A 13,931-nucleotide genomic window follows, 5' to 3' on the forward strand; every position below is an offset into this window, starting at 1 on the left:
TACGAGCCGTCCCGCGCTCCTACGGCCGCGCCTGGGCCGGGCGGGAGGCGGGGCTGAGGCCGACCCGGCTTGCCCCGGCCCCCGGGGCGTATCCCGCCCCGGGGGCCGGGCGGGGTCAGTCGGTGGTGTCCTCCGAGGAGAGCTGTTCCGCGAGCCAGACGGGGACGCCGCCCAGGAGGCGGACCAGGCGGCCGGCCTCGGTGCGGAGGCGGGTGGCCTCGTCGGGGTCGGGTTCGACGTCGGCCAGGGCGGCCAGGGCCGGGGCGATACCGACCAGGTAGCCCAGCTCCTCACGGATCCGCAGCGACTCCGCGAAGCCGTGCCGAGCGTCGGGCAGATCGCCGTCCGCCTCCGCCATGGCGGCCAGATGGCGCCAGGTGAACGAGCGCAGCAGGGTGTCGCCGTGCGCCGCCGCGCCCGCGTGGGCGCGCTGGAAGGCGGCCAGCGCGCCGGTCGGGTTGTGGGCGAGGTGCTGGGAGATCAGCCCGCGCCGGAAGTCCAGCAGCGGCCGGATCGGGGAGCCCGGCGAGAGCAGCGCGGCGGCGCGGCCGAGCGCGGTCCGCGCCTCGTCGGCCCGGTCCCGCACCCCGAGCAGCGTGGACGCGTACGCCAGATAGCCCCGTTCGCACGCGGTCGCGCCGCGCTCGGTGTCGGTGAGGGCGAGCGCCTCCGCCGCCCGCAGGGCGTCCTCGGCCGCGTCCCAGCCGGTGGAGGTGTACATGCACCGTTCGGTCAGGACGACGCTGCGCTTGAGCGCGGCCGAGGCGTCGTCCGCCGCGCGTGGGGTGAGCAGCTCGGCGGCGTCCTTCCAGCAGCCGCGTGAGCGCAGCCGCCATACCGCCGTGTCGAGTGGGTCGTCCACAAGCGGGTCGGGCCCGCGCCCCGTTCTTACCTCGGAATGGGAACCTGACGATCCAGGTGGTGACATGGCGGTGTCCGCCACATTGCCCTCCCCAAGCGCGCCATCGAGCCGGAAGCTGTGGGCGAATCTCAGCACGAATGCGAGCGCCCGGCCAAGAGGTTGGTGTGAATGAATTCACAAACCCCTGGCTAGGGTGATGTCGCGGTGGGGCACGGAGGTGCGCTCCGGGCGCTTCCGCGGGCGCGTTCGCATACGATTCCGCGGGCGAGTTGGCAGACGCTTCCGCGGCGTGTCCGCCATCGCTTCCGCGGCGTGTCCGCCATCGCTTCCGCGGCGCGTCAGCTCATGCGCAGCGCGAGGAAGAAGTCCAGCTTGTCCTCCAGGCGCGACAGCTCGCGCCCGGTCAGCTGCTCGATCCGGCCGACCCGGTAGCGCAACGTGTTGACGTGCAGATGGAGCCGGGCGGCGCAGCGCGTCCAGGAGCCGTCGCAGTCCAGGAACGCCTCCAGCGTCGGGATCAGCTCGGCCCGGTGGCGCCGGTCGTACTCGCGCAGCGGGTCCAGCAGCCGGGCGGTGAAGGCGCGCCGCACATCGTCCGGGACGAACGGGAGCAGCAGTACGTGCGAGGCCAGTTCCTGATGTCCGGCCGCGCACACCCGCCCGGGGCGCGCGGCGGCCACGCGCCGGGCGTGCCGGGCCTCCTCCAGGGCGCCGCGCAACCCGTCGGCGGAGTGCACGGCGGCGCTGACGCCGAGGGTCAGCCGCCCGTCGCCGTCCAGACCCCGGGCGAGCGGCTCCCGGACGGCGGCGAGCAGCGCGTCGGCCTGCACCCCCTCCGTCTCCGGGTGGTCCGTGCCGCCGTCCGACGGGCCGTCGGAGAGCGCCGGGAGCGGTACGAGCGCCACCGCCTCGTCACCGGTGTGCGCCACGGCGATCCGGTCCGAGGGCTCCGGCCCGGTCGCGTACGGGTCGACCAGGATCTCCTCCAGCAGCGACTGCGCCACCCGGCCGTCGGCGATGCCACCGGCGACGCCACCGGGGATGCCACCGGGCACGCCCCTGCCGTCCGAGCCCTCCCGCGCGCCCCGGTCCCTCGCGTCCCGGTCCCGCGCACTGCCGTCCCATGTGGCGCCGTCCCGCGTGGCACCCTCGCGCGCCCCGCCGTCCGCGCCCTTCCGCGCACCACCCAGCCGCGCCCCGCCGCCCAGCCGCGCCCCGCCGCCCGGCCGCGCCCCGCCCTCCGCGCCGTACTCCCGCTCCGCCGTGACGCCCCACTCCACCCGGGCCACCACCACCTGCCAGTGCGGCGCCGTGCCGAGGCCCGGCAGCAGCACCGGGGCGGCCACTCGCAGCCGGGCCGCGATCTCGGCGGGCGGCGCGCCCGACTGGACCAGTTCCAGCACCTCCTGGGCGAGCCTGCGCCGCACCGTGCGGGAGGCGTTCCGCCGGTCGCGCTCGACCGCGATCAGCTGGGTGACCCCGTAGAGCAGATCCAGCCGCTCCTCCGGCCATTCGTCGGCGTCCGCGCCGACCGCCAGCACCCAGTCGGACAGCACGGTCTCGCGCACATCGTCGCCGGGGTCACCGCTGCGGACGGGGAAGAGGGAGTACGTCATGCCGTCCGCGGCGGTCAGCCGGTGCGGGCCGCGCCGGCCGTCGCGCCGGGCGGCCAGCTGCTCGCCCGCCAACTGGGCGCGGACCGCCGCGGGCGGCTCCGCGGCCGCCCCGGCGGCGGTCGGGCCCGCGATCCGGCGGCCGGTGGGGGAGAGCACCCACGCGGTCAGGTCCAGGTCCGAGCGGAGCAGGTCCAGGACCACCTCGGGGCCGCCGCCCGCGGGCCCGGACGTCATCAGCCTGCGGTGCCGGTCCACGACCGCGGCCAGATCCCCGGCCCGCTCACCGGAGACCTGGCGCACCACATGCTCGGTGATCGTGGCGAACGCGACGTCCTCGACCACGGAGAACAGCGGCAGCCGATGGCGGCCACAGGCCAGCACCAGATCCTCGGGCACGGCGCCGAGCTCCGCCTCGCCCGCCGCGAGACCCGCCACCCCGGCCGCCGCGAGGATGCGGACGAACCGCTCGGAGTCCTCCGGCTCACGCCGCCAGGCGAGCCCGGTCAGCACCAGCTCACCACCCGAGAGATAGCGGCTGGGGTCGCGCAGATCGGTGGTCATCACGCCGCGCACGGTACGGTCCAGCTCGTCCTCGCCGCCGAGCAGACGCAGCCCCAGGGTGTCGTTCTCCAGCAGTGCGCGCAGCCGCATGTGATGCCAGCCGATCTTGTTCCGTGTCACCGTTCGAATACCGCGAGGTTTCCGGTCCCCGCCGTTCGTTCGAATCTACAAGACCAGCTTCCTGGCCAGCCAATTGCTTCATGTCTTTGGTGACTGCACCATGTGGCCCACACCTCGGTCTACTGGCGTTGAGCCGTGTGCGGAGTTCTTGGCGGGCGCCCCCGGCGCGTGGGGAGCCCCCTCCCGACCACACCGACGCCGACGATTCGAGAAGAGAGACCCATGGACTTCCTGCGCCCCGCCGGCTGGGAGGAGGCGCTCGCCGCGAAGGCCGAGCACCCCACCGCCGTGCCCATCGCGGGCGGCACCGATGTGATGGTCGAGATCAACTTCGATCACCGGCGGCCCGAGTATCTGCTCGATCTGACCCGCGTCGCCGAACTGGCCGAGTGGGAGGCCACCGACCGTACGGTCCGGCTGGGCGCGGGTGTCCCGTACACCCGGATCATCGAGGAGCTCCGGACCGAGCTGCCGGGACTGGCGCTCGCCGCGCACACCGTCGGCTCACCGCAGATCCGCAACCGCGGCACCGTCGGCGGCAACCTCGGCGCCGCCTCGCCCGCCGGGGACGCCCACCCCGCGCTGCTGGCGGCCGGGGCCGAGGTGGAGGTGGCGTCGGTGCGCGGCACCCGGCTCATCCCGGTCGAGGAGTTCTTCACCGGGGTCAAGCGCCACGCCCTGGAGCCCGATGAGCTGATCCGGGCGGTGCACATCCGACGAGCGGACGGTCCGCAGCAGTTCTCCAAGGTCGGCACGCGGAACGCCATGGTGATCGCGGTCTGCGCCTTCGCCGTCGCGCTCCATCCGCGCACCCGCACCGTGCGCACCGGCATCGGATCGGCCGCGCCCACGCCCGTACGGGCCCATGAGGCCGAGGAGTTCCTGGGCGCGGCGCTGGAGGAGGGCGGCTTCTGGGACAGCGGCGCGCCGCTCGAGCCGTCGGCCGTCCGGCGCTTCGCCGAGCTGTGCGCCGGGGCCTGCCGCCCGATCGACGACGTACGCGGCACCGCCGCCTACCGCCGCCGCGCGGTGGGGGTCATGGCGCGCCGCACGCTCGGCTGGACCTGGCAGGCGTATCGCGAGGGAGAGGGGAGGACCGCACCATGCGCGTGAACATGACGGTCAACGGGCGGCCGTATGAGGCCGATGACGTCTGGGAGGGCGAGTCCCTGCTGTACGTGCTGCGCGAGCGGCTGGGGCTTCCCGGTTCGAAGAACGCCTGTGAGCAGGGCGAATGCGGTTCCTGCACGGTCCGTCTGGACGGGGTGCCGGTGTGCGCCTGCCTGGTGGCGGCGGGGCAGGCCGAGGGGTGCGAGGTGGTCACCGTCGAGGGACTCGCGGACCACGCCCGGCAGCGGTCCGGGCAGGTCGCCCCGCTGGCCCCGGTCCAGCAGGCGTTCATCGACTCGGGCGCCGTCCAGTGCGGCTTCTGCACCCCCGGACTGCTCGTGGCCGCCGATGAGCTGCTGGAGCGCAACCCCGACCCCTCCGACGCCGACATCCGCGAGGCGCTCTCCGGCAACCTCTGCCGCTGCACCGGCTACGAGAAGATCCTCGACGCGGTCCGGCTCGCCGCCGCCCGCACCGGGGAGGCGGTCTGACCATGGCCGCCGACCGCGCCGCCGGCGCCCCCACCACCCTCACCCAGGCCACCGGCGCCATCCGGGGGACCGTCGGCGAGTCCACCCTGCGCCCGGACGGCACCCTCAAGGTGACCGGCGAGTTCGCGTACTCCTCGGATCTGTGGCACGAGGACATGCTGTGGGGCTTCACCCTCCGCAGCCCGTACGCCCACGCCCTGATCCGGTCCATCGACACCGCCGGGGCGCTCGCCCTGCCCGGGGTGCACGCCGTCATGACCCATGACGACCTGCCCGCCGGGACCCACTACGGCCTGGAGATCCGCGACCAGCCCGTGCTCGCGAAGGACCGGGTCCGCTACCACGGCGAGCCCGTCGCGATCGTCGCCGCCGACCACCCCGAGACCGCCCGCCGCGCCGCCGCCCGGATCGCGGTGGAGTACGAGGAGCTGCCGCTGGTCGTGGACGAGGCCACCGCGACCGCGCCGGACGCCCCGCTGCTCCACCCCGGCCGCCGGGACCACCACGCGTCCCACGTGCCGCATCCGAACATCGTGCACCGCCAGCCCATCCGGCGCGGCGATGTGGCCACCGCACGGGCCCGCGCCGATGTGGTGGTCCGCCGGGACTACCAGGTGGGCATGCAGGACCAGGCGTTCCTCGGCCCGGAGTCGGGGCTCGCGGTGCCCGCCGAGGACGGCGGGGTGGACCTCTACATCGCCACCCAGTGGCTGCATGTCGACCGCGACCAGCTCGCCCCGGTCCTCGGGCTGCCCGCCGACAAGGTGCGGCTGACGCTCTCCGGCGTCGGCGGGGCGTTCGGTGCGCGCGAGGACCTGTCCATGCAGGCCCACGCCTGTCTGCTGGCGCTGCGCACCGGAAAGCCGGTCAAGATTGTCTACAACCGGTACGAGTCGTTCTTCGGCCATGTCCACCGCCATCCCGCCAAGCTCAGCTACGAGCACGGCGCGACCCGGGACGGCACCCTGCTCTACGTCCAGTGCCGCATCGTCCTGGACGGCGGCGCGTACGCCTCCTCCTCCCCGGCGGTGGTCGGCAACGCCGCCTCCCTGTCCATCGGCCCCTACGTCGTCGAGAACGTGGACGTCGAGGCCATCGCCCTCTACTCCAACAACCCGCCCTGCGGCGCGATGCGCGGCTTCGGCGCCGTCCAGGCGTGCTTCGCCTACGAGGCGCAGATGGACGCGGTGGCGGCCGAACTCGGCCTGGACCCGGTGGAGTTCCGGCAGCGCAACGCCATGTCCCAGGGCGCCACCATGCCCACCGGACAGCTGGTCGACTCCCCGGCCCCGGTCGCCGAGCTGCTGCGCCGGGTCAAGGCGCTGCCGATGCCGCCCGAGCGCGCCTGGGAGGCGGCGGGCGGCCCGGTGGACGTACGGGCCCTGCCGGGCGGGCTGTCCAACACCACCCATGGCGAGGGCGTGGTGCGCGGGGTGGGCTATGCGGTCGGCATCAAGAACGTCGGCTTCTCCGAGGGCTTCGACGACTACTCCACCGCCCGGATCCGGCTGGAAGTGATCGGTGGTGAGCCGGTCGCCCTGGTGCACACCGCGATGGCCGAGGTCGGCCAGGGCGGGGTCACCGTGCACGCCCAGATCGCCCGCACCGAGCTGGGCGTGGACCGGGTCACCCTCCACCCGGCCGACACCCGGGTCGGCTCGGCGGGCTCCACCTCCGCCTCCCGCCAGACGTATATGACGGGCGGCGCCGTCAAGCACGCCTGCGAGGCGGTCCGGGCGGAGGTGCTGCGGCGCGGCCGCGAACTGTTCGGCGCCTCCCACCCCGCGTGGGCGGAGGCCGGACGGCTGCGGCTGGCGGACGGCAAGGTGGTCACCGACGGCGGTGAGGTGATCGGCGATCTCGCCGGAATCCTCGGCGACGGGGCGATCGACCTGGAGCGGGAGTTCCGGCACCGGCCGACCGAGCCGTTCGATCTGCGCACCGGACAAGGCTTCGGCCATGTGCAGTACTCCTTCTGCGCCCATCGCGCGGTCGTCGAGGTGGACACCGAGCTGGGCCTGGTCAAGGTGGTCGAGCTGGCGGCCGCGCAGGACGTGGGCAAGGCGATCAATCCGCTGTCGGTCGTCGGGCAGATCCACGGCGGTTCGACGCAGGGGCTGGGGCTCGCCGTGATGGAGGAGATCGTCGTCTCGCGGGACGGTGCGCGGGTGCGCAACCCGTCGTTCACGGACTATCTGATCCCCACCATCCTGGACACCCCGGCCATGCCGGTGGAGGTGCTGGAGCTGGCCGACGACCACGCCCCGTACGGGCTGCGCGGCGTCGGCGAGGCGCCCACGCTCTCCTCCACCCCGGCCGTCGTCGCCGCCGTCCGCGCCGCCACGGGCCTCCGCCTGAACCGGGTGCCCGTCCGCCCGGAGCATCTGACCGGCACCTGATGAGCGGGCAGATTTCGCGGGCCCGGCGCGTTGACGCGAATATAGGTGGCCCGCACGTGGCCGTCCGAGGAGCTGATCACCATGCTGGACATCGCCGCCGAGCTGCACCGATGGTGCGAGGAGGGCCGGGACTTCGCCGTCGCGACCGTGGTCTCCGTGGGCGGCAGCGCACCGCGCCAGCCCGGCGCCGCGCTCGCCGTGGACGCGGAGGGCACGGCGGTCGGCAGCGTGTCCGGCGGCTGTGTCGAGGGCGCGGTGTACGAGCTGTGCCAGGAGGCCCTGCGCACCGGCGAGAGCGTACGGGAGACCTTCGGCTACTCCGACGAGGACGCCTTCGCGGTCGGCCTGACCTGCGGCGGGGTCATCGATGTCCTGGTCAGCCCGGTTCGGGCGGCCGACCGCGAGCTGCGCCCGGTGGTCGCCGCCGCCGCGTCCGCCGCCGCCGACGGCCGGACGACCGCGCTGGCCCGGATCGTGGACGGCCCGCCCGAGCTGCTGGGCCGCGCCCTGCGCATCCACCCGGACGGCGGCTGGGACGGCACCCTGGGCGGCCACCCCGAGCTGGACCGTACGGCCGCCGCGGAGGCCCGTGCCCTGCTGGACGCCGGGCGCACCGCGACCGTGGAGATAGGCGCCGAGGGGAGCCGCTGCGGGCGGCCCGTCACGCTGCTCGCCGAGTCCAGCGTGGAGCCGCCGCGCATGATCGTCTTCGGCGCTGTGGACTTCGCGAGCGCGCTGGTGCGGATCGGGAAGTTCCTGAACTACCACGTCACGGTCTGCGACGCCCGTCCGGTCTTCGCGACCGCGCTCCGCTTCCCGGACGCCGACGAGGTGGTCGTCGACTGGCCGCACCGCTATCTCGACCGGACCGAGGTGGACGGCCGCACGGTGCTGTGCGTGCTCACCCACGACCCGAAGTTCGACGTCCCGCTGCTGGAGCGGGCGCTGCGGCTGCCCGTGGCGTACGTCGGCGCGATGGGCTCCGCCCGCACCCACCGGGACCGGCTGCGGCGGCTGCGCGAGGCGGGTGTGGGCGAGCCGGAGCTGGCACTGCTGCGCTCCCCGATCGGGCTGGACCTCGGCGCCCGTACGCCCGAGGAGACCGCGCTGTCCATCGCGGGCGAGATCGTCGCGAACCGGCGGGGCGGCAGCGGTACGCCGCTGACGGGCGCCCGGACCCCGATCCACCACGACACCCGGCTGCCCTCGGACCGGGTCGGCTCGGTCGCCTGAAACGCCGTCGAACGCCGTCCCCCGATGCTCCGCGGATCTGAAATCGCATCAGATCACAGAAGGATCGTCTGACATAAGGCCACTCCTGAGCGGGAAAAACCCTCCGCCATCTGGCGGGGGGTTCATTTGCCGGGTGCCGGTTCCTGAGTGAGAGTCAGAAACCGACCTTGGTCCTGCCGCCCCCTGGAGTGCGCACGTGCGTAAGAGACGCAAGATCCTCACCGTGTCGACGGCCGTCGTGGCCGCGGCCACCCTGCCCCTGTTGATCAGCCCCGTGGTGAGCGCGGCCGTGCCGGAGGACGACGACGAGTCCTCGCGCGTGACCCGCCTCTACGCCCCGCCTCCCGACCGGGACTCCTACCGCCAGGTGGCCCGCCTCGCCTGGCGGGGCGACTTCCGTGACTCCGCGGGGCTCCTCGCCATGGTGCGGACGCCGCACGCGGTCTGGTACGGGGACGAGACCCCGGAACAGGTCACGCGGCTGGTCCGCCGGACGACACGGAGCGCCGGTCTGCAGGAGCGGCTGCCGGTCCTCGCCCTCTACAACATCCCGGGCCGTGACTGCGGCAGCTACTCGAGCGGGGGCGCGGACGGCCTCGCCGCGTACCAGGCGTGGATCGACGCCGTCGCCCAGGGCATCGGCGACCGTAAGGTACTGATCATCCTCGAGCCCGATTCGCTGGCGCTGCTGCCCTCCGACTGTGCCGACGACTCGAGCGCCGAGGAGACCGACGTCGAGTCGCAGCCGGAGGAGACCGCCGTCGAGCCGCAGCCCGGGCAGTCGGCCGTCGAGGAGCGGCCCGCCGCCGAGGCATCGCCCACCGAGCTGCCGCCGTTGCCCGACCCCGACGCGTCCACGGCCCTGCCCGCCGCGTCGGCCGCCTCCGGCACCGGCCAGGAGGCCGCGCGGCCCACCGATCCGAAGTCCACGGACCCGCAGCCCACCAACTCGAAGCCCACCGACTCGAAGCCCGCGGACCCGCAGTCCGCGGACCCGCAGTCCACCGACCCGCGCCCCGACGCGTCCGAGCTCCCGGCGCCCATGTTCCCGGAGCCCCAGCAGGCCGCCGACCCCGAGCCCTCCGCCTCCCAGAGCCCCGATCCCGAGCCCTCCGCCGAGCAGCCCACCACCCTGCCCGAGCTGCCCCCGCTGCCCACGCCCGACCCCGTGACCCCCGACCCCGTGACCCCCGACCCCTCCGACGCCGACGACACCGGCGACCTGGATACCCCGGTGGTCGAGGACCCGGAGACCGCCGCCCGCTACTCCGAGATCAACTACGCGGTCGACGTCCTCAGCGCGCTCGGCAACGCGTCGGTGTACCTGGACGCGGGCCACTCCGGCTGGCACTCCGTCAGCAGCATCGTGCCCCGGCTGATCAAGGCCGGGATCGACCGCGCCACCGGCTTCGCCCTCAATGTCTCCCACTACCAGACCGACCCGGACAGCGCCTGGTACGGCCGGCTGGTCTCCTCCTGCCTCGCCTACGCCGACGAGGGCGGGGACCCCGAGGACTGCGCCGAGCAGAGCTGGTCGCGGCGGCACGCCCGCCGCTGGCTGCGCGCCCACGCCCCGGACGACCCGGCCCGTATGAAGCACTACGTCACCGACACCAGCCGCAACGGCCAGGGCCCCTGGACCCCGAGGGCCGCGTCGCACCAGCACAACGACGTCCAGTCATGGTGCAACCCGCCGGGCCGTGGCCTGGGCCGGCGTCCCACCACCCGTACCGGCGAGGCGCTGCTGGACGCCGCGCTGTGGGTGAAGACGCCGGGCCAGTCGGACGGGCGCTGCCTGCGCGGCACCGACGGGCCCCTGGACCCGGTGCGCGGGACCCTCAACCCCGAGGCGGGGGAGTGGTTCCCGGAGCAGGCGCTGGAGCTGGTGCGCTACGCGGACCCGGCGGTCAACCTCTTCCGTCGGCCGCGCGGCCGCTGACGCCCCGCGGTCAGCCCGCCGGATTGTGCCGGACGAGGGCGTCGACCAGGCCGGACGTGGTGTTCGGGAAGTCCATCGGAACGATCCCGAGCCCGGTCAGGACCTGCGCCTCGGCGCCCTCAAGGAACGATTTCACCCGCGGGTTCAGCCGGTCCGCGTTGGAGCGGGGCGGCAGCAGGGCGGCGGTGGAGACATAGTTCATGAAGAGCTTGCCGGGCTGGGCCGCCGCCTTGCGGAACTGCGCCTCGATCTTCGGGTACTTGCCGATCGGCTCCGCCATGTAGTCGTCCTGGATGTCGAAGAGCGCGCCGTCGCCGTACCGCACCCCCGGCATGTTGTCCGAGTCGGCGAGCAGCACCACCCTGCCCCGGGCCTGGCCCAGGGCGGGGAGGGTGCTGTCCAGACGGAACAGCGAGCGCCAGCCCTTGTCGTCCAGATAGGTGTCGAAGATCCGGCGGAACTCCGCGGCGCTCTCCTCCGAGTACTCCTGCTTGACCCGCATCAGCACGGTCTCCGACGGATGCGCGGAGAGGAAGGAGCGGCAGGCGCCCAGCACGTCGTCGAAGTTGAGGTTCTGGTAGAAGGCGCCGTGGTGGATGGGGAAGGCGTTGTCGAAGGCGCGGCAGCGGATGTCCAGGAAGCGGATGCCACTGGCCAGCTGGTCGGCGATGGTGGTGTTCTGACACTCCGTCCACGGACCGCCGAAGCGGGCGCCGGAGTCGTGGGTTCCGGGCAGCGTCAGCCGCTGGACCGGAGTGGCGTCGGCGATGGCCGACAGCCAGTCCTGGGCGGCGACCGGCCGGGGCGGCGCGGCGGTGGCCGTCGCGGTACCGCCGACGGCGGTGACCAGCCCCGCGGTGGACAGCGCTGCCGCGCCTCTGAGGAACCCTCGCCGGTCCATACGCCCACTCCCGTCGCTCGCCCGCCGGTGCCGTGCCGGACGGCATCGAAGCACAAACGGCATGGCGGGGCTACGGAAAACGGCTGAATCAGCGGTTCATCGAGGGATTCCCTAGGGCCTGTCTGGGGTTCTGATCTGGATCAGGGAGCGGGCCCTAGAACCGCCCGGCCGGTCGGAGGGGTGTGACGCCGTCAGAGCCAGTCGCGGCGCTTGAAGATGAGGTACAGGCTGACGCAGACCACCGCCATCAGCAGGATCGCGAAGGGGTAGCCCAGCACCCAGTGCAGCTCGGGCATATGGGTGAAGTTCATCCCGTAGATGGTGCCGACCAGGGTGGGGGCGAACAGGATGGCCGCCCATGCGGAGATCTTCTTGACCTCCTCGTTCTGCTCGAAGCCCGCCTCGGCCAGCGCCCGCATCTCGGCGTTCTGCTGCTGGGTCACCAGGGTGGCGTTGACCGCGAGGATATCGGTGAGGGCGGAGCGGAAGCCGTCCACGCGCTCGCTGGTGTGGGTGACGTGGTCGGCGACGTCCCGCAGATAGCGCTGGAGCTCCTCATCGGTGCCGTACTTGTCGAAACCCGCCATCAGCCCGTGCAACATCCCGACCAGGGGGCGGGTGGCGCGCTGGAACTCCACCATTTCGCGGGAGAGCTCATAGATGCGCCGCGACACCTCGGGATCGCCCCGGAAGACCTCGGTCTCGATCTCGTCGATGTCGTTCTGCACCCCCGCCACGACCGGGGCGTAGCCGTCCACGACCGCGTCGAGGATCGCGTACAGCACGGCCTCGGGGCCCAGCGCCAGCAGCTCGGGGGTGGACTCCATCCGGGCGCGCACCGCGGACAGGTCCGGCGCCGCGCCGTGCCGGACGGTGATGACGAAGTCGGGGCCCACGAAGACGTGCAGCTCGCCGAAGTCCACCTCCTCGGGCGCGTCGAGATAGCGGGCGGCGCGCAGCACGACGAAGAGGGTCTCGCCGTAGCGCTCCAGCTTGGGGCGCTGATGGGCCTCCAGCGCGTCCTCGATGGCCAGCTTGTGCAGATCGAACTCCTCGGCGAGCGAGAGCAGCTCCCCCTCACTCGGCCGGTACAGCCCGATCCACGCCATGGCGCCCGTCTCCGCGCGCAGCCGCCGGTAGGTGGCGGCGAGGGAGCCGGGGGTGCCGACCCGGCGGCCGTCGCGGTACACGGCGGCGTCCACCACACTGCGCTCGTCGACCTCGGGCGGGGCCCCGTCGGCCGCCGCGGCCGGCGGCTCACCGCGCGGCGGGCCCGGGGCGGGGCGGAGCCACCGTTTCGTGGGACGCGGGGTGCGGCGGCGCTCGGACATAGAGGGTCCTCACCTTCCTGTCGCGAGCACTGACCTCAGTGCAGGATATCGCCCTATATGACCGTGGTGCGCCCTGGGGGTGCGGCGGGCTGCTTGACGCGATAGTTGCTCCAGATCAAGTGTTTTTTCGAGGGGTACCCGGAGGGCCGCCCTGGGATCCACCGGTCCGTGGTCCGGAGGGGCCCTTGACCGCCGGGGCACGGAAGCCGCCACCGGCGCCCGCACTCGCCGACCCGGCGCACGGCGACGCGGCTGTGTCCTTCCACCCCCTGCCCCGCGCTGAGGACAAGTGACAGCATTGACGCTCTCCCGCTTAACGGCGGGAGGTTCCACGGGTCGCCCCGTGGATTTCCTGCTTCGTCGCCGACTGCCCGCCCGGAGTTCTCCGTTGAGGTCTTACACCGGCTCCACAGGCCGACACTGCCCGTCCGGCAGCCAGAAGGTTCTTCGCGGCGTTCACGTCACGGTCGTGAGTGGCGCCACAGCCACACGTCCAGGTGCGAACATGCGGCGGCATCGCCCCGGCGAGGGCGCCGCAGGCGGAGCACAGCCTGGAGGACGGGAAGAAGCGGTCGACCGCGATCACTTCCCGCCCGTACCAGTCGGCCTTGTACTCCAGCATGCTCCGGAAGTCCGACCATGCAGCATCGCTGATGGCGCGGGCCAGGCTCCGGTTCCTGACCATGTTCCGTACGGTCAGGTCCTCGATCACGAGCGTTTGGTTCTCACGCACGAGACGAGTGGTCAGCTTGTGCAGCCCGTCACGCCGACGGTCGGTGATCCGGGCGTGGATCCTGGCGACCTCGCGCCGGGCCTTCGCCCGGTTCGCGGACCCCTTGGCCTTCTTCGCAAGGCGCCGCTGGGCCAGGGCGAGCCGGGCACGGTCACGGCGCTCGTGCCGGGGATTGGCGATCTTCTCCCCGGTGGAGAGGGTCAGCAAGTGGTCCAGGCCGACGTCGATACCGACCGCCGCACTCGTGGCGGCCAGTTGCCGGACTCCGGGGTCCTCGCACAGCATCGAGACGAACCAGCGGCCCGCCGCGTCCTGGGACACGGTCACCGTGGACGGCTTCGCTCCCGAGGGCAGGGGGCGGGACCACACGATGTCCAGTGGTTCCGCCATCTTCGCCAGCGTCAGCTTCCCGTCACGGAAGCGGAAGCCGCTGGTGGTGTACTCGGCGGACTTCCGGGACCTCTTCCGAGACTTGAAGCGCGGGTACTTCGCCCGCTGGGCGAAGAAGTGGGTGAACGCCGTCTGGAGGTGCCGCAGCGTCTGCTGGAGCGGGACCGAGGAGACCTCGTTGAGTTAAGCCAGTTCCTCGGTCCTCTTCCACGCCGTCAGCATCGCCGACCACTAGCGGGACTACA

The 13,931-nt window shown here is 73.1% G+C and carries 9 protein-coding genes and 1 pseudogene; 5 read left to right on the top strand and 5 right to left on the bottom strand.

Annotation, left to right across the window (positions count from 1 at the left end):
* Positions 1-115 precede the first annotated feature (115 nt).
* Together NP777_RS30310 and NP777_RS30315 are read right to left on the bottom strand one after the other, a co-directional pair.
* Complete coding sequence (locus tag NP777_RS30310) at positions 116-928, bottom strand: hypothetical protein (RefSeq protein WP_256653443.1); 813 nt, start codon at positions 926-928, stop codon at positions 116-118.
* A gap of 272 nt (positions 929-1,200) precedes the next feature.
* The gene (locus tag NP777_RS30315) at positions 1,201-3,129 is read right to left on the bottom strand and encodes a PucR family transcriptional regulator (RefSeq protein WP_256653444.1); all 1,929 of its coding nucleotides are present in this window, start codon (positions 3,127-3,129) and stop codon (positions 1,201-1,203) included.
* 252 nt (positions 3,130-3,381) lie between these two features.
* Here NP777_RS30315 and NP777_RS30320 point away from each other — a divergent pair, with 252 nt between their 5' ends.
* The 5 genes from NP777_RS30320 (at position 3,382) to NP777_RS48185 (ending at position 10,331) form a co-directional block, all read left to right on the top strand.
* Positions 3,382-4,272 carry an FAD binding domain-containing protein gene (locus tag NP777_RS30320; RefSeq protein WP_256653364.1) on the top strand — a complete coding sequence of 297 codons (891 nt, stop codon included), beginning with the start codon at positions 3,382-3,384 and terminating at the stop codon, positions 4,270-4,272.
* Positions 4,263-4,760: a (2Fe-2S)-binding protein gene (locus NP777_RS30325; protein WP_256653365.1), complete on the top strand. Its 498-nt coding sequence runs from the start codon at positions 4,263-4,265 to the stop codon at positions 4,758-4,760. The genes NP777_RS30320 and NP777_RS30325 overlap by 10 nt, the downstream gene beginning before the upstream one ends.
* Before the next feature lie 2 nt (positions 4,761-4,762).
* On the top strand, positions 4,763-7,159 hold the full coding sequence (pucD, locus tag NP777_RS30330; protein ID WP_256653366.1) for a xanthine dehydrogenase subunit D: 2,397 nt from the start codon (positions 4,763-4,765) through the stop codon (positions 7,157-7,159).
* Between the two features lie 81 nt (positions 7,160-7,240).
* Positions 7,241-8,392 carry an XdhC family protein gene (locus NP777_RS30335; RefSeq protein ID WP_256653445.1) on the top strand — a complete coding sequence of 384 codons (1,152 nt, stop codon included), beginning with the start codon at positions 7,241-7,243 and terminating at the stop codon, positions 8,390-8,392.
* A gap of 196 nt (positions 8,393-8,588) precedes the next feature.
* Positions 8,589-10,331, top strand: coding sequence for a glycoside hydrolase family 6 protein (locus NP777_RS48185; RefSeq protein ID WP_308405256.1), 1,743 nt, complete (start codon positions 8,589-8,591; stop codon positions 10,329-10,331).
* 10 nt (positions 10,332-10,341) lie between these two features.
* Here the strand turns inward: NP777_RS48185 and NP777_RS30350 are convergent, their stop codons facing one another.
* From NP777_RS30350 to NP777_RS30360, 3 genes and pseudogenes are all read right to left on the bottom strand, one after another.
* Positions 10,342-11,232 (bottom strand): phosphatidylinositol-specific phospholipase C, encoded by an 891-nt coding sequence (locus NP777_RS30350; protein ID WP_256653367.1) that lies wholly within the window; start codon positions 11,230-11,232, stop codon positions 10,342-10,344.
* A 191-nt stretch (positions 11,233-11,423) separates the two neighbouring features.
* Positions 11,424-12,563: a magnesium and cobalt transport protein CorA gene (locus NP777_RS30355; protein ID WP_256653368.1), complete on the bottom strand. Its 1,140-nt coding sequence runs from the start codon at positions 12,561-12,563 to the stop codon at positions 11,424-11,426.
* Between the two features lie 332 nt (positions 12,564-12,895).
* Positions 12,896-13,914, bottom strand: a pseudogene (locus NP777_RS30360) (RNA-guided endonuclease InsQ/TnpB family protein); the annotation flags it as partial.
* Between the last annotated feature and the right edge of the window lie 17 nt (positions 13,915-13,931).

The organism is Streptomyces rugosispiralis (genome assembly GCF_024505145.1).
GTDB classification, from domain to species: Bacteria; Actinomycetota; Actinomycetes; order Streptomycetales; family Streptomycetaceae; genus Streptomyces; species Streptomyces rugosispiralis.